The sequence below is a fragment of the Amaricoccus macauensis genome (assembly GCF_049800915.1).
Lineage (GTDB): Bacteria > Pseudomonadota > Alphaproteobacteria > Rhodobacterales > Rhodobacteraceae > Amaricoccus > Amaricoccus macauensis_A.
Map to the genome: position 1 here is coordinate 304,684 of NZ_JBNAFY010000003.1, position 19,082 is coordinate 323,765.

Here is a 19,082-nt window from a genome sequence, read left to right on the forward strand (position 1 = left end):
TTATAGGTCGCCCCTTTCCTCGAATGCAACGCGACAAAGGGCCAGAACGTTCACCCTTGTGGCACCGGCGGCCAGCAATGCCTCGGTGCAGGTGCCGAGTGTCGCTCCGCTGGTCAGCACGTCGTCGAGCACCAGAACGGAGCGTCCCGAAACGCGCGTCATGTGGCGCGGGTTGACCGAGATTGCGCCCGACTGGTTGGCAGCCCGCTGTTCGCGGTTCATGCGCTTCTGGGCGATGGTGGCGCGCTTGCGCTCGAGCAGATCGGGGACTGCGGGAAGGCCGGTCTCGCGCGAGAGCGCACGGGCAAGCTCCGCCGACTGGTTGTAGCGCCGCTTGAGCAACCGGCGCCAGTGCAGCGGGACGGCGGCGATAAGGTCGGAGTCGGCGATCACCCGGCGACCGGCACCGGCCATCCAGCGCGCGAGCGGGCGGGCCATGTCGAGCCGGTCGGAATGCTTGAAACCGAGGACCATGCGCCGAGCCGCACCGCGATAGACGAGGGCAGCGGCGCCCCGCTCCCAGGGGGGAGGATGGCGCAGGCAGCTTTCGCAGAGATCGCCCTCCCCAGCCTCGCCCACCAGTGGCACGCCGCATTTGCAGCAGGTGGCGCCGGCGATGAAATGGGTCTCGCGCCAGCACTCGGCACAGAGCCCGTGCGAGGCATCGGTGAATTCCATGCAGGCGAGGCAGCGCGGGGGATAGATCGTGTCGAGCGCCATGCGGCCGAGCTGAACGAGCCGTGTCTTGCCCCCGTCGAGGAACGTGGTAACGGTTGCGCCCATGGCACTCCCTCCGCGCCTTTTTGATACCGAACTGCTGGCCCGGCGACGCGCGCGCGCGCGGACCCTCGGCGGGGCCGATTTCCTTCAAGAGGCGGCCGCCGACGAGATCTCAGAAAGGCTGCTAGAGGTTAACAGGACGTTTCGGCAGGCCGCGCTGATCGGTCCGCGGCCCGACATCTGGGAGCCGATACTCTCGCCCCGGATGGCAGGGGATCTGACGGCGGTGGCCGACGACGAGACGCTGGCGCTGGCGCCTGGCGGTTTCGACCTGGTGGTTCATGCGCTTTGCCTGCATTGGGCAAACGACCCGGTCGGGCAGATGGTTCAGGCGCGACGTGCGCTCCGCCCCGACGGGCTGTTTCTCGGTGTGATGTTCGGTGGCGCGACGCTCAATGAACTGCGCAGTGCGCTCGCCCAAGCCGAAACGGAGATGACCGGAGGGCTCAGCCCCCGCGTGGCGCCCATGGGCGAGATCCGCGACCTGGGCGGGCTGCTGCAACGCGCGGGGCTTGCCCTGCCGGTGGCTGACAGCCTCAAGCTCGATACGAGCTACGAAAGCGCGGTCCACTTGATGCGCGACCTGCGCGCCATGGGTGAGACGAACGTGATGGCTGAGCGGATGCGCCGGCCCCTTCCCCGCACCCTGCTGGCGCGGGCCTGTGCGATCTATGCCGAGCAGTTCGGGAGAGAGGACGGGCGCATCGGAGCCACCTTCGAACTGGTGTTCCTGACCGGATGGGCGCCTGCGGAAAATCAGCCGCAGCCGCTGCGACCTGGCTCGGCCAAGGCGAGCCTCGCCGATGCACTCGATTTCGGCCGCAAGTCCACCCCACCCGACACGGGCGACCCCGGCACTTGAAGCGCCGCGTGGTACGTTTATGTCCATGACAGCCGGTCGGGGCGCGCGGCCCCGCGCAAGAGAGGTTCCTCCGATGAAAGACACTCCCAGCCCGCAGGTCGCCTCGCTCGAGCACGCGCCCGCCGACCACCCGAAGCTGCCGAAGCCGCGGATCGGCGTGATCCTGTCCAACCTCGGCACACCGGATGCGACGGACTACTGGTCCATGCGGCGTTATCTCAATGAATTCCTCTCCGACCGGCGGGTCATCGACTACTCGCCCTTTTTCTGGCAGCCGCTCCTGCAACTGGTGATCCTGACAAAACGCCCGTTCAGTTCCGGGGAGGCCTATCGCGGGATCTGGAACAACGAGGCGGACGAGAGCCCGCTTCTGACCACGACACGGGAGCAGGCCAAGGCGGTGGGCGAGCGCATGGAAGCGCGGTTCGGCGGCGAGGTGATCGTCGATTTCGCCATGCGCTACGGCAATCCCTCGACGAAATCGGTTATCGAAAAGCTGCGCGATCAGGGGTGCGAGCGGATCGTCTTCTTCCCGCTCTACCCGCAATATTCGGCCACGACGACGGCAACGGCCAATGACGAGGCGTTCCGGGCGCTGATGAAGCTGAAATGGCAGCCCGCCATCCGGACGGTTCCCTCCTACCACGATCATCCGCTCTACATCGCCGCTCTCGCGGCCTCGGTCGAGCAGGCCTATGCCGGGCTCGAACAGCGGCCCGACGTGCTGGTGACAAGCTATCACGGCATGCCGCTGCGCTATCTGACCGAGGGCGACCCCTATCACTGCCAATGCCAGAAGACGACGCGCCTTCTGCGCGAGCGGCTCGGCTTCAGTGGCGAGGAGGTGGTGACGACCTTCCAGTCCCGCTTTGGTAACGAGGAGTGGTTGCAGCCCTACACCGTGGAAGAAGTGGCGCGTCTCGCTGAAGCCGGAAAGCGCCGCATCGCCATCATGGCCCCGGCCTTTTCTTCGGACTGCGTCGAAACGCTTGAGGAAATCAACGAGGAAATCAAGGAAAGCTTCGTCGAAGCCGGCGGCGAGGAGTTCACCTACATTCCGTGTCTCAACGCGGTTCCGGACCATATCGACATGATCATGGCAATCCTCGAGAGAGAACTTGCGGGTTGGGTCAAGTAACCGGAAGAACAGATTTTTTGGGCGTCCCACTGTTCAATGGACAAAAAAGGCCGGATCACGATGGTGATCCGACCTTAGAAACCAAAGCGAGATTACGAAACCTTCGGGTTAACCTGCTGATTAATCGAAGGTTTCAGGTAACGATGCCGAAGGGGCCCATGTTGGTGGGACGCTTCACCTCGGCGTAATTTCGTTGCTGAACTCGGGCAGCCTTACCGATCGGACGACCACGGTATACCGTATCTCCATCGCGGACGATGACATCGCCATTCTTGAGAGCCTCAACAAACTCGCCATGAACTGATACGCAACTGGACAACTGGATCGTCTGATACATCTTTTTTCTCCACCCTATGGTTCGCTCTTTTCGTGGAACCAACCATATCGTTTCGTCACGGACGTGTCACTTACTAATCAGTATGAATTAAAATTTTCGAAATTTTTCAGAGCAAATCGCGCAACATTGACAAAAGTGGCAGATCGGCGGGAGGCATGGGATAAGACGCAAGGTCTTGAACTCTCACCCATTTCAACCTCTGCCCCTCGTTCCCTTGCGGGATTCCCTTCCATTTCCGACATACGTAAACTGGCATGAGAAGGTGGAACGTCTCGTAGCCATGTGAAGCAAATGTGAGGGGGGCGAGGCAGCTTTCCCAGGTATCGATTCGCAGTTCTTCATGGAGTTCGCGAATCAAGGCGGCCTCGGGCGTTTCGCCTGATTCGATCTTGCCGCCGGGGAATTCCCAGAGCCCGGCCATTGCCTTGCCCTCGGGCCTTTGCGCGAGAAGGATGCGGCCATCGCTGTCGATCAGGGCGACAGCGGCAACCAGCACCAGCTTCATGAACGGTAGTCCGCGTTGATCTCGATGTACCCGTGGGTCAGATCGCAGGTCCAGACGGTGGCCGAGCCGGTTCCAATGCCGAGATCGACCGCGATACGGATCTCCTGGCCCTTCATGTAGGCCGCCGCGTCCGCCTCGACATAGTCGGGCGAGACCCAGCCCTGTTCGGCCACGAGAATGTCCCCGAACCGGATCGAGAGCCGATCCCTGTCAGCCTCCGCTCCGGACTTGCCGACGGCCATGACGACGCGGCCCCAGTTCGGATCCTCTCCGGCGATGGCGGTCTTGACCAGCGGTGAGTTGGCAATCGACATGCCGACCTTGTGGGCATCCTCATCCGATGCCGCACCGCTGACGCCGACTTCCACGAACTTGGTCGCGCCTTCGCCGTCGCGCACGACCTGGTGGGCCAGTTCGCGCATGACAGACTCGAGTCCGAGCCGGAAGGCCGATAGCCGCGGGTCGGAGACGGAGACGATCGGCTCCATTTCGGCCTTTCCTGTCGCCGCGACCAGCAGGGTGTCGGATGTGGAGGTGTCACCATCGACGGTGATTGCATTGAAAGTCGTTCGGGTCAGCTCAGAAAGCGTGTCCTGGAGAAGTTGCGGCGATATGGCGGCATCCGTGAAGATGAAGACCAGCATGGTTGCCATGTCGGGGGCAATCATGCCCGACCCCTTGGCAAATCCCGAAATCGTGACGGGCACGCCGTCGAGCTCGACATTCGCCCCGGCCCCCTTCGGGAAGGTGTCGGTCGTCATGATGGCGCGCGCGGCAGGTTCGAGCGCATCGGCCTCGAGCGATGCCTCAAGCTGCCCGAGCACGGCCGTGATGCGCTCGGCAGGCAGGGGCTCTCCGATCACACCGGTGGAGGCCACGAAGACGTGATGAATCGGTACACTCAAGGCGCGCGCCGCCTCGGATGTGGTCACGTCCACGGCGCTTTGCCCCGCCTTGCCGGTGAAGGCATTGGCATTGCCCGAATTGACGACGATTGCATAGCCGCCCTCTTCCGCGCCCTGCGTTTGAAGCCGGTGGAGGACCTGTTCGCACCAGAGTACCGGTGCGGCGCGGGTTGCGGATCGGGTGAAGGCGCCCGCGATCGAGGCGCCCCCGCAGATTTCCGCCAGCATGACATCTGTTCGACCCTTGTAGCGCACCCCCGCCTGGGCAGACGCGAAACGCACGCCCGATACAGGTGACAGGTCGGGAAACCCGCCGGCCGGCGCCAGCGGGGATACGGGGAGGGACGATTTCGCCATCGACGTCTTTACCGCTTACTCGGTGGTTTCAAAAATGCTGGAGTCGCTGATGGCCGCGGGTGGTACATCCGCCCCGGTCTCGACGATGTCAGCCGACTCGCGCATCTCCGCAATCGCGTCCTGGACCTGCTCCTGGCGAAGCTGATCCTCGATCTGGGGACGCACTTCCTCAAGGCTTGGAGCGGCGGATTCGCGGGTCTCGTTGACCAGGATCAGGTGATAGCCGAACTGCGTCTCGACAGGACCGACCACCTCGCCGGGGGTTGCTTCCGTCACGGCCGCCTCGAACTCGGGCACCATGCGGCCAAGGCCGAACCAGCCGAGTTCGCCGCCATTCTGGGCAGAGCCGTCCAGCGAATTTTCCTGGGCGAGCTGCGCGAAATCGGCACCTTCGTCCAGTTCGGCCTTCAGTTCGTTCGCCTTTTCCTCGCTGTCCACGAGGATGTGGGAGGCGTTGAACTCGGGCTCCGGCTCAAAATCGGCATACATCTCGTCATAGGCGGACTGAACGGCGCCTTCCTCGAGAGGCTCGGAGATGATGTCGGTGATGGCGTAGGTGGCCAGCGCGCCGCGGCGCTCGTTCTCCAGGAGGATCACCACTTCCTCGGGGTCTTCGTCCGGGGAGCCGGAAGCCGACTGCGCGAGAAGCGTCTGGTCGATCAGCTGCTCCAGCAGGCCCGGAAAGAGTGCGTCGTCAGGCACCTGCTGATACTGCTGGGGAAGCCGGCTGCGCAGGACGACCAGGTTGCCGAGGGTGATATCGGTTCCGTTCACCGTTGCGAGAACGGTGGAGGCATCGTAATCGGCCCCTTGCGCTGCTTCGTCCTGCGCCAAAAGCGGGGACGAGGCCAGCACGCCGGTAAGGGCCGTTGCGATCAGGAGGGTGCGCATGAAATTCTCCGCGTCGTGTGCGCCGCGTCAATCGGGCGCACTTGGGTAGACTGGCGGGCCTGGAACGGACCGCGCCGCTCGAAATTGCAGTGACAACTCCGCCTGTGGCGACGTTGACAGGCGCGGCCCCGCCGCTTACATCCCAGACCGGCTCGAAGAGGGGTTTCGTGCGCCTGGCGCAGACTTAGACCGATCGGCGCCGGTGAACAAGCGCCCACGTCATGACATTTCGGTGGGCGCGGAGAAGCGCCGGAAGTGCGAAAAACCGCACCGCCGAGTAAGATATTGAGGACGAGACGCAATGCTGGGACTGGGCTCGATCGCGAAGAAGGTGTTCGGCACCCCGAATGATCGGAAGGTCAAGTCGGTACGGCCACTGGTTGAAAAGATCAACGCACTCGAGCCCGAATTCACGGCCCTGACCGACCAGCAGATCATCGACAAGACGGCGGAATTCCGCGAGCGGCACGAGAAGGGCGAGACACTCGACCAGTTGCTCCCTGAGGCCTTTGCCAATGCGCGCGAGGCCGCACGCCGCACGCTTGGCCTCCGGCCGTTCGACGTGCAGCTGATGGGCGGGATCTTCCTGCACCAGGGCAATATCTCCGAGATGAAGACCGGTGAGGGCAAGACGCTGATGGCGACGCTGCCGGTTTACCTCAACGCGCTTGCCGGACGCGGTGTCCATGTGGTCACGGTCAACGACTATCTCGCACGGCGCGACGCGGAATGGATGGGGCTGGTCTACCAGGCCCTCGGCATGAGCACCGGCATTGTGGTGCCCGGCATGGCCGAGGAGGAAAAGAAGGTCGCCTATGCTGCGGACGTGACCTATGCGACCAACAACGAGTTGGGCTTCGACTATCTGCGCGACAACATGAAGTCGAGCCTCGACCAGGTGCTCCAGCGAGACCACTTCTTTGCCATCGTCGACGAGGTGGACTCGATCCTGATCGACGAGGCGCGCACGCCGCTCATCATCTCCGGGCCGAGCCAGGACCGCTCCGAGCTCTATATGACGATCGATCGCCTGATCCCCGAGCTGACGCCCGAGCATTACGAGTTCGATGAGAAGCAGCGCAGTACGACCTTCACCGAGGAAGGCAACGAGTATCTCGAGAAGCGGTTGCTGGAGAGCGGCATTCTCGAAGAGGGCGCGACCCTCTACGATCCGGAAAGCACGAATATCGTTCACCACGTCAACCAGGCCCTGCGCGCGCATGTGATGTTCAAGCGCGACAAGGACTACATCGTGCGTGGCAAGGACATCGTGCTCATCGACGAGTTCACCGGCCGCATGATGGCTGGGCGGCGGCTTTCCGAGGGGTTGCACCAGGCGATCGAGGCCAAGGAAGGCGTGCCGATCCAGCCCGAGAACGTGACCCTCGCCTCCGTGACCTTCCAGAACTATTTCCGCCTCTACGACAAGCTTTCGGGCATGACCGGAACGGCCGCAACCGAGGCCGATGAATTCGCCGAGATCTACGGGCTGGGTGTGGTCGAGGTGCCGACGAACAAGCCGATCATCCGCGACGACCAGGACGATCAGGTCTTCCGCACCGCCCGCGAGAAATACGAAGCAATCGTCGAGGAAATCAAGCGCGCGCATGAAGCCGGACAGCCGATTCTCGTGGGCACGACATCAATTGAGAAGTCCGAGCTTCTCTCCGACATGCTCAAGAGCAAGAACGTGCCGCACAACGTCCTGAATGCGCGTTACCACGAGCAGGAGGCGAAGATCATCGCCAATGCCGGCGTGCCGGGCGCGGTGACGATCGCCACCAACATGGCCGGTCGCGGAACGGACATCCAGCTGGGCGGGAATGTCGAGGCGCGGGTGATCGAGGCCCTCGAGGCCGAAGGCGACGACGCCGATCCCGTTGCGATTCGGACCCGTGTTCAGGAAGAGGTCGCGGAAGCGAAGCAGAAGGCGCTCGATGCGGGCGGGCTTTACGTGCTTGCCACCGAGCGCCACGAGAGCCGCCGGATCGACAACCAGCTCCGTGGCCGCTCGGGCCGTCAGGGCGATCCCGGACGCACGAACTTCTACCTCAGCCTCGAAGACGACCTGATGCGGATCTTCGGCTCCGACCGGCTCGATTCCATGCTGAGCCGGCTGGGCATGAAGGAAGGCGAGGCCATCATCCACCCCTGGGTGAACAAAGCTCTGGAGAAGGCGCAGGGCAAGGTCGAGGCCCGCAACTTCGACATCCGCAAGAACCTGCTGAAATTCGATGACGTGATGAACGACCAGCGCAAGGCGATCTTCGCCCAGCGCCGGGAGATCATGGAAGCGGAAGACCTCTCCGAGATCACCCGCGACATGCGCCACCAGGTCATCGAAGACGTGATCTCCGAGCACATTCCACCGCGCGCCTATGCCGAGCAGTGGGACATCGAGGGGCTCTCGGCAGAGGTGAAGCGGGTCTTCGGCACCGAACTGCCACTGCAGGAATGGGCTGACGAGGAAGGCGTGGACGACGAAGCGATCCGCGAACGCCTGCAATCCGAGACGGACAAGCTTATGGCGGCTAAGGCCGCGCGCTATGGCTCGGAAACCATGCGCACCGTCGAAAAGCAGGTGCTCTTGCAGGTGATCGACCAGAACTGGCGCGAGCACCTCGTGACGCTCGACCATCTGCGTTCGGTGGTGGGATTCCGCGGCTACGCGCAGCGCGACCCGCTGAACGAATACAAGACCGAGGCCTTCCAGCTGTTCGAGACCCTGCTCAACAAGCTGCGCGCCGAAGTGACGCGAATGCTCGCCCATGTTCAGATCATGACGCCGGAACAGCAGCAGGCCATGGTCGAGGAGATGCAGGCCCGCGCCAAGGCGGAAGCGGCAAGGCTGGACGCGTCCCACGCAGAGGCACCAGCCCCCGCCGAACCGACTTCCGAAACACCGCAGCCCCAGCAGGGCGCTGATCCGTTCGCCGCGCAGGAAGCGGGCAAGGTCGTGCCGCTTCCCTCCGGCTCCCGTGTCGATCCCGACGATCCCTCGACCTGGGTACATTGCGGGCGCAACGAGCCCTGCCCCTGCGGATCGGGCAAGAAATACAAGCACTGCCACGGGCGGGTCTGAGCTCCAAGTCCGGGTTCCGGGTCAAGGGTCGCGCGAGCGACAGTGCGCAGGCACTGCTCGCCCTTGACGCGGGCACGTACGATTACAAAATGGACGCGGCGCCTTGAGGGGCGGTTCGACCCCTCAAGCGCTTCCCAACCCAATGGCTCCCCGCGCGACAGCGCGGGGCCGGGTCCGACGGACAGCCAACCGCATCGCCAGATGCGGGCGCTTCCGGCGGAGCCCCCCCTCAAGCGCGAGAGGTGTCCATGTCCGAACTGCCGCCCGCCGAAGACCTGAGCGCCTACCTCGCCTTCTTCCGCGCCGTCGAGCCGTTGAAGGATACCCTTCGAAGCGGCTTTACGGCACAAGGCCGTCCCGAAAGCACGGCCGAGCACACTTGGCGGGCCTGCCTGATGGCCCTGGTACTGGAAGATCGTCTACCGGGCATCGATCTCAAGCGGTTGCTTCAGATCCTCATCATCCACGATCTCGGCGAAGCCGTGAGCGGCGATATTCCCGCCCCTGAACAGCGGGGTGACAAATCCGATGACGAACGCGCCGACATGGAGAGCCTTCTAGGCCACCTGCCCCAGCCCGTAGCGGAACGGCTGCTCGCACTCTGGGACGAATACAATTCCGCCTCGTCCCCTGAAGCGCGCCTGGCCAAGGGGATCGACAGGCTCGAGACCGTGCTCCAGCACACCCAAGGCCGGAACCCGCCTGATTTCGACTATTTCTTCAATCTCGGCTACGGGCGGCAGCACACCGATGCGCATCCGCTGATCCGAGAGCTGCGCCGCCCGGTCGACACGGAAACCGAGCAGCTGTCGCGCCTCAGCGGCGATCAGAAGACGTAGCTGTCCGCTTCGGTGGCGAAAATCTGCGTCCAGTAGTGATTGTATCGGAGATTCCCGCCATCGTTTTCGAGCAGAACATGGCCGATGCCGATCTCGTCGAAATTCTCGCTCAGCATGTTGCTCCGGTGACCGGGGCTATTGATCCAGGCCTGGACGACCGCTTCCGGCGTCGAATAGCCCGCCGCGATGTTCTCGCCGAGTGCCCGCCAGTCGTAGCCCTCCGCGCCGACCTGGGCAGATGTATTGGAATGGCGGAACATGTCGCCCTCCGCCATTTCGCGGCTCCAGTCTTCTGCCGCCGCAGTCAGCCGCGCATCGGCTTCCAGTGGGTCGACGCCGTTCTGGACGCGGAACGCGTTGGTGAGCTCGAGGACGCGTGCTTCGAAAGCCGCGAGTCCATCACTTCCGGAGCCAGTGGCCTCGCCGGAACCACCGCTGCCCTGACCGCCGGTGTTGCCGATGGGATCGACTTCGATCCGGACGTCGTCGATCTTGATCCAGGACTGTTCGTTCTTCCCGGTCTTCTGGTTCAGGAAGCCGCCAAGTTCGAGTTCATGGTTGCCGGCCTCGATCTCGCCGAGGGAAATCGTCACCTCCTGCCAGCCGGTGGATTGCCAGGCTCCGCCGTCCCCATCGCCCCGCAGCCGCGCCACGGCGTCACTGTTGCCGCGGCCGAATGCCTCGCCATCGAGGGACAGGCGAAGCTCGGTGTATTCGTTCGACTCGAAATTCGGCGTAGCGGTGATCTTGTAGCGAAAGGTGACCTCGGCCTCGCTCCGGCTTTCCGCTTCGAAGGTCTTTGCCCAGCCGCCAGAGATGTCGTCCACGGTGCGGTCATCGCGCCCGCCCAGCCGGACGATAAGGCCACCATCAGCGCCGAACCCCGCCCGCGACGAGTGCCAGCCATGGGCGTAGGGCCCGCCGGAGTAGCCCCCGAAGGCGTTGTCGGAATAGCTGAAGCCGTTCAGCCCCCGATCGAAACTCGAGTAAATCTGCATTGCACCACCCTTAGTGTGTTCTTCGCCCTGCACCGGACGCACGCGCCGTTCTGCTCAACCCAAGCGTGTTGTCGGGTCAAGTTTTCAAGCCTCGAACCGCATAGTTGGGTGGCCCCCATGCGACAAGTTTGCCGTATTCGGCTCGGCATGGCCTTGCCGATTTGGCGCGACATTCCGCCCACCGGGACAGCAGGCGCGCGCGAGCAACAGGTTTTTAATGAAAGAGCGGATGCCCCGTGCGTGTCAGTTCAGGGGGATTTCCGTCGCGGTCTTGTTCGCCTGATAGACCTCAGACATCTCGGCATAGGTCTTGTTGAGCGCGTCGACGCGCGCGAGGAACCCCGCCCTTTCGACCTCGGGCGCGGCTTCGATCCCGGCCATGAGACCCGAACTGACCCAGTAGACGTTTTCGCGATTGTAGCCGCCAGGCTCGAGGGTGAAGACCTCCTTCAGGATCTTCAGGTCATGCGGGATGTTGAAGCTGTCGCGGCTGTCCTCGTGACTGAACAGGAAATAGAAATTGTCGTATCCGCCCCAGGTGATCGCGGAAAGGCAGAGCGTGCAGGGCTCATGTGTGGCAAAGAAGATGCAATCGGCGGGAGCGGGCCGATCCTCGGGCGCCATTTCGTAAAGCAGCTTCATGGTATGGACCTCGCCGTGCCACAGCGGGTTCTCGATCTCGTTATTCGTGCCCGCGATCACGAGCGAGAAGTCGGACTTCCTGAGGATCGCAGCCCCGAAAACCTTGTTGCCCTTCGCAACCCCCTCCCGCGTCAGCGGCACGATATCGTTTTCCATGACACTCAGCAGACGGTCGATCAGCTTCGGCTCGGGAATGGTCGCCATCAATGAACTCCTCGCAATACACCGCCCCCATTGGGGCAGAGGCTGCACCCGCGATCAAGCGGCAAATTGCGGCTCAGCCATTCTCCCGCAGCACATGGCCGGCAAGATAGAGCGATCCGCAAATCAGGATACGCGCGCCGGGCCATTCCGCGGCGGCCTGCACGACGGCCTCCTGCACGGAGGCCGCCTCGGCCGCGGTGATGCCTGCGGATCGCGCCGCGAGGGTGGTTTCATGGGCAGACAGGGTTGCGGCTTCACCGGGAATCGATACCGCTTCGAGCCGTTTCACGTGCGGCGCAAGCGGCGTGAGGTACGCCGTCGCGTCCTTGGTTCGCAGCATGCCGCAGATCATGACGAGCGGGCGGGCCGGCAGGCGCCCCAGGGCCTCCGCGAGCGCCACACCTGCCGCCGCATTGTGGCCGCCATCAAGCCAAAGTTCCGCTCCGTGGGCCTGCGCGGCCTCCACAAGCGGACCCTTGCGAAGCCGTTGCAGTCGGGCGGGCCATTCGGCCTGCGTCACGGCGGCGGCGCATGTCTCTTCCTCGAACCCGAGCTGGCGCAGGGCCGCAATGGCGATCCCGGCATTCGAGACCTGGTGGGCGCCGATCAGCCGCGGCATGGGGAGATCGACAAGGCCGCCCTGATCCTGGAACGCCATTCGTCCGTGTTCCTCCCAGACCTGCCAATCCTGGTTGGCCACTTGCAGATCCGCGCCCACACGGGCCGCTTGCGCTTCGATCTCTTCGAGCGCGGCATCGTCCTGCGGGCCGACGATACACGGCACATCGCGTTTCATGATACCGGCCTTTTCACCAGCAATCTCGGGCAGCGTCTCGCCCAGATACTGCTGATGGTCGAGCGAGACCGGCGTAATGACCGTGAGAGCGGGCTTCTCTATCACATTGGTCGCATCGAGCCGCCCACCAAGCCCGACCTCGAGCAAAGTGTAATCCGCCGGAATCCGCGCCATCGCGTTGATGGCTGCTACGGTCGTGATCTCGAAATAGGTGATCGGCTCCGAACCGTTGACGCGCTCGCAATGCTCGAGTTCGGCGGTCAGCGCCTCCTCGGAGATGAGGTCTCCCGCCAGCCGAATGCGTTCGTGAAAGCGCGCGAGATGGGGCGACGTATAGACATGCACCCGCTTTCCCGACGCTTCGAGCCCTGCGCGCAAGGTGGCAATCACCGAACCCTTGCCATTGGTGCCCGCCACATGGATCACCGGCGGCAAACGGCGTTCGGGATGCCCGAGGCCCGCCAGAAGCCGCTCGACCCGCCCGAGCGTCAGGTCGATGATCTTCGGGTGGAGCGCCATGAGACGCTCCAGAACCCGGTCACTTCCCGACGTCATTGCCCGGGCAGAGCGGGGGGTGCGTCCGCCGGGGCCGGCAGATCGCCGTAGACCGGCGGCGTGGTGTTCATCAGCAGGCGCAGAAGCCGGGCAAGCTCATCGCGCATATCCTTGCGATGCACGACCCGATCGAGCATTCCGTGATCAAGCAGGTATTCGGCGCGCTGGAACCCCTCGGGCAAGGTCTCGCGGATCGTCTGTTCGATGACGCGTGGGCCAGCAAAACAGATGAGCGCACCGGGTTCCGCAATTTGCACATCCCCGAGCATGGCATAGCTCGCCGTGACGCCACCGGTTGTCGGATCGGTCAGGACCACGACATAGGGCAGCCCCGCCTCGCGCAGCATCTGCACCGCAACGGTCGAGCGCGGCATCTGCATCAGCGAGAGAATGCCCTCCTGCATCCGTGCGCCACCGGCGGCGGAAAACAGGACCAGCGGGCAATGCAGTGCGATGGCCCGCTCGACACCGGCAATGATCGCGTTCCCGACCTGCATCCCCATGGAACCGCCCATGAAGGCGAAGTTCTGGCCGACGCAGATCGTCTTGAGCCGGGCAATCTCGCCCTCGGCCACGATCATTGCGCCTTCTTCGCCGGTCTTCTTGCGGGCCTCACGCAGACGGTCGGGGTAGCGCTTCTGGTCCTTGAAGCCGAGTGGATCGTTGAGTGCCGGGGGCACCGGCACCTCGGTGAAAAGGCCGCCGTCGAAGAGTGCCGTGAAGCGCTCGCGCGGCGTGATCGCCATGTGGTAGTCACAGTTCGTGCAGACGTTCAGCGCGTTCGTCAGTTCTCGGTGGAACAGCATCGTTCCGCATTCGGGGCATTTCAGCCAAAGGTTCTCCGGCACCTCGCGGCGGGAGAACAGCGAATTGATCTTGGGTCTGACGTAGTTCGAGATCCAGTTCATGTGCCCCTTGGTCCTTTGCCCGCATCAGGCGCAGAAATAGGCCCGCCTTGCCCTGATTGCAATCGCATGTGCCGCCCCCAAATCCCGAACCATATTCCGTAGAGAAGCAAGGCACCCGCGATATCGCTCAAATGCAGAAGACGCATCGTCGCGACATCTTGAGTCTCGCCGCCCATTTCAAAGAGGCTCAGGCCAGCGAGCGGCGATGGCGGCGCGAGCACGAGAAGCGCGAGCGCATTGTTGGCGAAATGCAATCCGATGGCCGGAAGAAGATCACCGCAACGCGCTGTCACATCAGCGAAAATCAGGCCGACGAGGGTGGCGCTCGCCACCACGAGCCAGGCATTGGGTCCATGTATCGTCGCGTCCCAGTGCAGCGCCCCGAAGAGGATCGACGGCACGCCAAGCCAGACGATCCGCGAACGAAACCGCGCGGCGAGCGACTGCATGAGATACCCGCGAAACACGATTTCCTCCGCGGAGGTCTGGATGAGCACACCCAGCAGCCCGAAGGGAAGCAGCATGAGCCAGCGCCCCGGGGGCACGTTCGGCGTGGCGTCTAAGAACAGGATATAGATCAGGGTTCCGATGGACAGCACGGCGAGAAGGCCCGCCGCGGGCATCCAGAAGAGCCGCGGGCGAAAGCCTTGGGGGCTGACGAGGCTCATGGCATTCCGGCGTTGGGCCAGGCGCGCCGCGAGCACGGCGCCCAGGGTCATGCCACCGAAGAGATAGAGAATGAGGAGGGTCATCCCGGCTGGATGGCCTCGGACCGCGGGGACCTGCGTGAGAACGAGGGCGCTCGCGGTGGTTACCACCCCCCAAGTCGCGGCAATGATCACGCAGCCGAGCAGGGTCCGCCAGACCTGCACATGGCGCCCGACCGGGGCGATATAGGCCTCGAAAGGGCTTGTGGGAACGGTCATCCAGTGGCCGGGTCGCGGTTCCGATCACCGCGCGCAAGCGACAGCTCATGCTGCCTTTGCCGTTCCCGGAACCGCGCGCGATCCGCATCCGTGTATTCCTCGAGACAGGCCGCGCAACTCACGCCCTCTTCAAAGGCCGGATCGGCCTTGTCCGGCTCTGAAATCGGCCGACCGCAGGCGTGGCACATCTCGTAGGGACCGGGTTCCAGGCCATGTCCGACCGAGACCCGCCCGTCGAACACGTAGCACTCCCCGTTCCAGAGGCTTTCCTCGCGGGGAACGGTCTCGAGATATTTCAGGATGCCGCCCTTGAGGTGGTAGACCTCCTCGACCCCTTCGCTCTTGAGGTAGCTCGTGGCCTTCTCGCAGCGGATGCCACCGGTGCAGAACATCGCTACGGGGCGACCCTCGAAGCGGGAGCGGTTCTCCTCCCACCACTTCGGAAACTCGCGGAAGGTCCGTGTTCCGGGATCGACCGCTCCGGGAAAGGTGCCGATCGCAGTCTCATAGTCGTTGCGCGTGTCGATGAGCACGACATCGTTGGATTGCACGAGCCGGTTCCAAGCGTCGGGCTCCACATAGGTTCCCACATCACGGTTCGGGTCGACCTGCGACTGACCCAGCGTCACGATCTCCTTCTTCAGGCGAACCTTCATGCGGGCAAACGGCATTTCGGGCGCGAAACTTTCCTTCACCTCGAGATCGGCGCAGCCCGGAAGACCCCGCAGATAGCCGAGCGCCGCATCTATTCCGTCGCGGCTGCCCGCAATGGTGCCGTTGATTCCCTCGCGGGCGAGGAGCAGCGTGCCCCGGATGCCGTTCGCATCGCAAACCTCACGGATGGGCGCGCGAAGCACGGCCGGATCCTCGAATGGAGTGAACTTGTAGAGTGCGGCGACGACGAAAGTGCTCATCGCGTTGCATTAGCAATCACCCGCGGGACTGCCAAGCCATGAGAACGGGAGCGATGGCGCCCGGCTGTGGGTTTTTCCCTTGTTCGACGCGCGCCCGCTTGCAACCTTGAAAGCGAACAACGCCGCGGCAGCGAGCGTGGCAAGCAGCAGAGCGAGAGGCCCATGAGAGAGACGCGATCCGACCTGCCTCCAAAATCGGGCGTTCTGAACCGCCTGCACCACCTCGCAGGGAATTTCGCCATCACGGTCGTAAACCTGTTTCGCCCGCGACTGACACTTGGGGTACGTCTGGCGGCATTCGACCGGGAGGGTCGCATCTTTCTTGTCCGGCATTCCTATGTTCCGGGCTTCTACCTGCCCGGCGGAGGCGTGGAACTGGGGGAAACCTGCCGCCAGGCGGTGATGCGCGAAGCAGAGGAGGAAGGCGGGCTGGAGTTCGAGCGGCCACCGGAGCTCTACAACGTCTATCGCAACGATGGACTGGCGCGACGCGATCACGTTGTTCTGTTCGTCGCGCGAAACGTGCGCCTGCGTGAGGAAGCAACACACACCGGCGGGGAGATCCTCGATGCCGGCTTCTATCCGCCAGATGCGCTGCCCGAGGCTGCGACGAAGGCGACGCTTGCACGGATCGCGGAAATCAGGCGCGGCCCAGCAACCACCGACGATTGGTGAAGCGGTCCGCCCGTCAGGTCGCCGTCAGGCCACAGTCAGGACGATCTTGCCGATATGAACAGAGCTTTCCATGCGTGCATGGGCCTCGGCGGCCTGTTCGAGCGCGAAGGTCTGATCCATCACGGGCGCGATCCGGCCGTCTTCGAGCAGCGGCCAGACCTCGCGACGCAGATCCGCGGCAATCCCGGCCTTGGTGGCCACCGATTGCGGACGCAGCGTGGAGCCGGTGAGCGTCAACCGCTTGACCATCACCTGCGCGAAATTCACCTCTGCCTTCGGTCCCGAGAGAAACGCGATCATCACGAGCCGCCCGTCCTGCGCCAACGCACGAACGTTGCGGCGAATATAGTCTCCCCCAACCATGTCGAGGATGAGGTTCACTCCCTTCTTGCCCGTCGCCGCCTTCACCGCCTCGACGAAATCCGTCTCGCGGTAATTGATGGCAAGCTCCGCGCCCAGGTCTCGGCAAACGGCACATTTCTCTTCCGAGCCCGCGGTCGTGAAAACGCGTGCGCCGCGCGCTGCAGCGAGCTGAATTGCCGTCGTTCCGATCCCCGACGAGCCGCCGTGAACGAGAAAAGTCTCGCCCTCGCGGAGCCCACCGCGCTGGAAGACGTTGCTCCAGACAGTGAAAAAGGTCTCGCAGAGGGCAGCTGCCTGAACCATTGAATAGTTCTTGGGTACCGGCAGCGCGTGGGCCGCGGGCGTCGTGGCATATTCCGCATAGCCCCCACCTGGTAGCAGCGCACAGACCAAATCGCCGAGCGCCCAGTCGGTCACACCCTCACCGAGAGCCGCGACGGTTCCCGCCGCTTCAAGACCGGGAAGGTCGGAGGCGTCTGGCGGTGGGGCGTAACTGCCGGCCCGCTGGAGCGCATCGGGGCGGTTGACCCCGGCCGCCTCGATCCGGATCAGGATCTCGCCCGGTCCGGGCGTCGGCACGGGGCGGGAAACGGGTTTGAGCACGTCCGGGCCACCCGGCTCGGAAATCTCGACGACGCGCATCTGGTCAGGCAGGCTCATGCGGCTTTCCGGGACTGGAGGGCGTATTCCCAATACAGGGCTCTTGCGCGCTGGCCGGTCGAGATCGAGCGAAACTCGCGATCCTCGAACCGTGTCACCGGCACGATCTTCTGCGCATTGGCTGTGATGAATATCTCGTCGGCCTGGGCGATGTCTTCCGGCAGCAGCCGCATTTCCAGCACTTCCGCGCCGTCCTCGCGGAGCAGGGAGATCACACGCTGGCGGGTAATACCGTTGAGAAACGTTCCGTTCGGGATCGGTGTGCGAACCACCCCATCCGTGACAATGAAGATGTTGCTTGAGCCGGTCTCTGCAACAAAACCCTGCTGGTCGAGCGAAACGGCATTGCTGAACCCGCGCTTCCGCGCTTCGGCAATGATCCTGCCGTTGTTGGCGTAGTGGCTGGCGGCTTTTGCATCGTTTAGGGCCGAGTCGGGCGCTGGCCGACGGAAGGGCGACATCGTCAGTGAAAAATGGCCCGGCTCGATAAACGCCAGATCCTCCACACATACCGCGAATGCGGTCGAGGCCGGGTCCGGGTCGATCATCGCGGGCGATCCCTCGCGTGACCACATCATCGGGCGAATATAGAGCGGGCGGTCGGACCCGAGCCGGCGCACACCTTCGCGACATAGCGCCTCGATCTCCTCGGCCTGCGTGCAAGGAGAGAGGCCCATGATTTCGGCAGAGCGAATCAGCCGCGCACAATGCAAGTCCAAATCCGGGATCGCGCCATCAAACGCCCTCGCCCCGTCAAAAACGAGCGTCCCGAGCCAGGTCGCGTGGTCGGCAGCTCCCAGAATCGGTGTGTTGCCCTTGTGCCACTGGCCTTCATACCAGGTGACACATTCCGATCCGATAGCCATGCACGTCCCCTTCTTCGGCCGTCTTTCTGCGGCCTGCCTCTCCTGCCCGCCCTCAGGGTTCCGAGCGAACGGAGCCGGGCAGGTCTTCCGGCGCAGTATCGGCAGGCGCCCTGACCCGGTCAAGCACGCGGCGCGGGCCCTGCATAAGGCGCGCGGCCACGGGATTGGCGCGGATCTTGGCCTTCACGTCTTCGAACTGCATCACGTTGTCAATCCGGCGGTGGACGAATTCACGCGTCGCCGACAGATCGGAGCTTTCGTCTCCGAGCCAGTAGAGCGCGGCCGAAGAATAGACGGCCGAGAGGGTCGTGCGCTTCGTATACCAGTTGTAGTCCCTACTGGTGTCGCCGAGCGCTGTCCATATGGTGTCAGCGGTGTGCCAGATGGCGCGCGCTGCATCGGGGGCATGGGTCGGAAGCGCAAATAGAGACGCCGCCCGACGAACCGCTTCACGCTCGTCCGCGACAAGCTGGAGACGACGCATTATGGCGAAGGCGATCCGGTCACGGAAGCGCATCCCGCCAAGATCGGTAGAGGCAAGATCGGCAGCGAGGGCCTCGTCACGCTCGTAATGGAAGGCCAAAGCCAGATCGAGGCCGCCGCGCGGGAACGCGACACGCGCGATGGAGGAATCGACGCCCGAATCCTCGACCGCCTGCGCCAGCGTCCTGTCGCTCCAACCGTCAAAAACCACATTCGGGAGCGCGGCCGCCACTACGGACTTGCGGATTTCGGCGACCTGTTCGTTTTCAGATGCTTCATGTTTCATTCGCTTCCTCCGTGACATACGCAATTACCGATGGTGGACATATCAAGTTCAGTCGTCTATATAGCCCCCTCGCAGCAGAATTCGAAAATTTTGGCAACGGAAAGGTGGTG

The 19,082-nt window shown here is 63.6% G+C and carries 19 protein-coding genes; 5 read left to right on the forward strand and 14 right to left on the reverse strand.

The genetic code is table 11. The annotated features are described in order from the left end of the window. On the reverse strand, positions 1-783 hold the full coding sequence (locus ACP15W_RS09235; protein ID WP_424932585.1) for a ComF family protein: 783 nt from the start codon (positions 781-783) through the stop codon (positions 1-3). On the opposite strand from ACP15W_RS09235, the gene ACP15W_RS09240 reads away from it, so the two are divergent. Continuing rightward, positions 782-1,642: a methyltransferase domain-containing protein gene (locus tag ACP15W_RS09240; RefSeq protein ID WP_424932586.1), complete on the forward strand. Its 861-nt coding sequence runs from the start codon at positions 782-784 to the stop codon at positions 1,640-1,642. The genes ACP15W_RS09235 and ACP15W_RS09240 overlap by 2 nt on opposite strands. Positions 1,643-1,715: 73 nt before the next feature. Then, positions 1,716-2,780 carry a ferrochelatase gene (gene hemH, locus ACP15W_RS09245; protein ID WP_424932587.1) on the forward strand — a complete coding sequence of 355 codons (1,065 nt, stop codon included), beginning with the start codon at positions 1,716-1,718 and terminating at the stop codon, positions 2,778-2,780. 133 nt (positions 2,781-2,913) lie between these two features. Here hemH and ACP15W_RS09250 read toward each other — a convergent pair whose 3' ends face one another. The 4 genes from ACP15W_RS09250 to ACP15W_RS09265 form a co-directional block, all read right to left on the reverse strand. Then, on the reverse strand, positions 2,914-3,117 hold the full coding sequence (locus ACP15W_RS09250) for a hypothetical protein (protein WP_424932877.1): 204 nt from the start codon (positions 3,115-3,117) through the stop codon (positions 2,914-2,916). Between the two features lie 106 nt (positions 3,118-3,223). Continuing rightward, complete coding sequence (mutT, locus tag ACP15W_RS09255) at positions 3,224-3,622, reverse strand: 8-oxo-dGTP diphosphatase MutT (RefSeq protein ID WP_424932588.1); 399 nt, start codon at positions 3,620-3,622, stop codon at positions 3,224-3,226. Further along, positions 3,619-4,884, reverse strand: coding sequence for a bifunctional glutamate N-acetyltransferase/amino-acid acetyltransferase ArgJ (argJ, locus tag ACP15W_RS09260; protein ID WP_424932589.1), 1,266 nt, complete (start codon positions 4,882-4,884; stop codon positions 3,619-3,621). Before argJ ends, mutT begins: the two co-directional genes overlap by 4 nt. A 15-nt stretch (positions 4,885-4,899) precedes the next feature. Next, complete coding sequence (locus tag ACP15W_RS09265) at positions 4,900-5,775, reverse strand: foldase protein PrsA (protein WP_424932590.1); 876 nt, start codon at positions 5,773-5,775, stop codon at positions 4,900-4,902. Between the two features lie 301 nt (positions 5,776-6,076). On the opposite strand from ACP15W_RS09265, the gene secA reads away from it, so the two are divergent. Both secA and ACP15W_RS09275 read left to right on the forward strand, forming a co-directional pair. Further along, positions 6,077-8,857, forward strand: a complete 2,781-nt coding sequence (secA, locus tag ACP15W_RS09270; protein WP_424932591.1) for a preprotein translocase subunit SecA — start codon at positions 6,077-6,079, stop codon at positions 8,855-8,857. Positions 8,858-9,105: 248 nt separating this feature from the next. Further along, complete coding sequence (locus ACP15W_RS09275; RefSeq protein ID WP_424932592.1) at positions 9,106-9,696, forward strand: HD domain-containing protein; 591 nt, start codon at positions 9,106-9,108, stop codon at positions 9,694-9,696. Here ACP15W_RS09275 and ACP15W_RS09280 read toward each other — a convergent pair. From ACP15W_RS09280 to ACP15W_RS09305, 6 genes are all read right to left on the reverse strand, one after another. Continuing rightward, complete coding sequence (locus ACP15W_RS09280; protein WP_424932593.1) at positions 9,684-10,694, reverse strand: CAP domain-containing protein; 1,011 nt, start codon at positions 10,692-10,694, stop codon at positions 9,684-9,686. The two genes, ACP15W_RS09275 and ACP15W_RS09280, sit on opposite strands and share 13 nt — an antisense overlap. A gap of 243 nt (positions 10,695-10,937) precedes the next feature. Then, positions 10,938-11,540, reverse strand: coding sequence for a nucleoside deaminase (locus ACP15W_RS09285; RefSeq protein WP_424932594.1), 603 nt, complete (start codon positions 11,538-11,540; stop codon positions 10,938-10,940). A 73-nt stretch (positions 11,541-11,613) separates the two neighbouring features. Next, complete coding sequence (locus tag ACP15W_RS09290) at positions 11,614-12,891, reverse strand: bifunctional folylpolyglutamate synthase/dihydrofolate synthase (protein WP_424932595.1); 1,278 nt, start codon at positions 12,889-12,891, stop codon at positions 11,614-11,616. Further along, a complete protein-coding gene (gene accD, locus ACP15W_RS09295; RefSeq protein ID WP_424932596.1) occupies positions 12,888-13,799 on the reverse strand; it encodes an acetyl-CoA carboxylase, carboxyltransferase subunit beta in 912 nt (303 codons plus the stop codon). Before accD ends, ACP15W_RS09290 begins: the two co-directional genes overlap by 4 nt. Further along, positions 13,796-14,725, reverse strand: coding sequence for a lysostaphin resistance A-like protein (locus ACP15W_RS09300; protein ID WP_424932597.1), 930 nt, complete (start codon positions 14,723-14,725; stop codon positions 13,796-13,798). Before ACP15W_RS09300 ends, accD begins: the two co-directional genes overlap by 4 nt. Then, positions 14,722-15,639 (reverse strand): rhodanese-related sulfurtransferase, encoded by a 918-nt coding sequence (locus ACP15W_RS09305; protein WP_424932598.1) that lies wholly within the window; start codon positions 15,637-15,639, stop codon positions 14,722-14,724. Before ACP15W_RS09305 ends, ACP15W_RS09300 begins: the two co-directional genes overlap by 4 nt. A 162-nt stretch (positions 15,640-15,801) precedes the next feature. Here ACP15W_RS09305 and ACP15W_RS09310 point away from each other — a divergent pair, with 162 nt between their 5' ends. Then, a complete protein-coding gene (locus tag ACP15W_RS09310) occupies positions 15,802-16,314 on the forward strand; it encodes an NUDIX domain-containing protein (RefSeq protein WP_424932599.1) in 513 nt (170 codons plus the stop codon). 24 nt (positions 16,315-16,338) lie between these two features. On the opposite strand, the gene ACP15W_RS09315 is transcribed toward ACP15W_RS09310, so the two are convergent. Genes ACP15W_RS09315 through ACP15W_RS09325 form a run of 3 tightly spaced genes read right to left on the reverse strand, consistent with a single transcriptional unit; the run spans position 16,339 to position 18,972 of the window. Further along, complete coding sequence (locus ACP15W_RS09315; RefSeq protein ID WP_424932601.1) at positions 16,339-17,337, reverse strand: NAD(P)H-quinone oxidoreductase; 999 nt, start codon at positions 17,335-17,337, stop codon at positions 16,339-16,341. Further along, entirely contained in the window at positions 17,334-18,203 is an 870-nt protein-coding gene (locus tag ACP15W_RS09320) for a branched-chain amino acid aminotransferase (protein ID WP_424932602.1), read from the reverse strand. The genes ACP15W_RS09315 and ACP15W_RS09320 overlap by 4 nt, the downstream gene beginning before the upstream one ends. Before the next feature lie 52 nt (positions 18,204-18,255). Next, positions 18,256-18,972 (reverse strand): COQ9 family protein, encoded by a 717-nt coding sequence (locus ACP15W_RS09325; protein ID WP_424932603.1) that lies wholly within the window; start codon positions 18,970-18,972, stop codon positions 18,256-18,258. Positions 18,973-19,082: the final 110 nt, after the last annotated feature.

Excerpts from the sequence above, each read along its gene's own strand:
- ACP15W_RS09240 (WP_424932586.1), top strand. The coding sequence starts at position 782 with ATGGCACTCCCTCCGCGCCTTTTTGATACCGAACTGCTGGCCCGGCGA.
- ACP15W_RS09235 (WP_424932585.1), bottom strand. The coding sequence starts at position 783 with ATGGGCGCAACCGTTACCACGTTCCTCGACGGGGGCAAGACACGGCTC.
- hemH (WP_424932587.1), top strand. The coding sequence starts at position 1,716 with ATGAAAGACACTCCCAGCCCGCAGGTCGCCTCGCTCGAGCACGCGCCC.
- ACP15W_RS09250 (WP_424932877.1), bottom strand. The coding sequence starts at position 3,117 with ATGTATCAGACGATCCAGTTGTCCAGTTGCGTATCAGTTCATGGCGAG.
- mutT (WP_424932588.1), bottom strand. The coding sequence starts at position 3,622 with ATGAAGCTGGTGCTGGTTGCCGCTGTCGCCCTGATCGACAGCGATGGC.
- argJ (WP_424932589.1), bottom strand. The coding sequence starts at position 4,884 with ATGGCGAAATCGTCCCTCCCCGTATCCCCGCTGGCGCCGGCCGGCGGG.
- ACP15W_RS09265 (WP_424932590.1), bottom strand. The coding sequence starts at position 5,775 with ATGCGCACCCTCCTGATCGCAACGGCCCTTACCGGCGTGCTGGCCTCG.
- secA (WP_424932591.1), top strand. The coding sequence starts at position 6,077 with ATGCTGGGACTGGGCTCGATCGCGAAGAAGGTGTTCGGCACCCCGAAT.
- ACP15W_RS09275 (WP_424932592.1), top strand. The coding sequence starts at position 9,106 with ATGTCCGAACTGCCGCCCGCCGAAGACCTGAGCGCCTACCTCGCCTTC.
- ACP15W_RS09280 (WP_424932593.1), bottom strand. The coding sequence starts at position 10,694 with ATGCAGATTTACTCGAGTTTCGATCGGGGGCTGAACGGCTTCAGCTAT.
- ACP15W_RS09285 (WP_424932594.1), bottom strand. The coding sequence starts at position 11,540 with ATGGCGACCATTCCCGAGCCGAAGCTGATCGACCGTCTGCTGAGTGTC.
- ACP15W_RS09290 (WP_424932595.1), bottom strand. The coding sequence starts at position 12,891 with ATGACGTCGGGAAGTGACCGGGTTCTGGAGCGTCTCATGGCGCTCCAC.
- accD (WP_424932596.1), bottom strand. The coding sequence starts at position 13,799 with ATGAACTGGATCTCGAACTACGTCAGACCCAAGATCAATTCGCTGTTC.
- ACP15W_RS09300 (WP_424932597.1), bottom strand. The coding sequence starts at position 14,725 with ATGACCGTTCCCACAAGCCCTTTCGAGGCCTATATCGCCCCGGTCGGG.
- ACP15W_RS09305 (WP_424932598.1), bottom strand. The coding sequence starts at position 15,639 with ATGAGCACTTTCGTCGTCGCCGCACTCTACAAGTTCACTCCATTCGAG.
- ACP15W_RS09310 (WP_424932599.1), top strand. The coding sequence starts at position 15,802 with ATGAGAGAGACGCGATCCGACCTGCCTCCAAAATCGGGCGTTCTGAAC.
- ACP15W_RS09315 (WP_424932601.1), bottom strand. The coding sequence starts at position 17,337 with ATGAGCCTGCCTGACCAGATGCGCGTCGTCGAGATTTCCGAGCCGGGT.
- ACP15W_RS09320 (WP_424932602.1), bottom strand. The coding sequence starts at position 18,203 with ATGGCTATCGGATCGGAATGTGTCACCTGGTATGAAGGCCAGTGGCAC.
- ACP15W_RS09325 (WP_424932603.1), bottom strand. The coding sequence starts at position 18,972 with ATGAAACATGAAGCATCTGAAAACGAACAGGTCGCCGAAATCCGCAAG.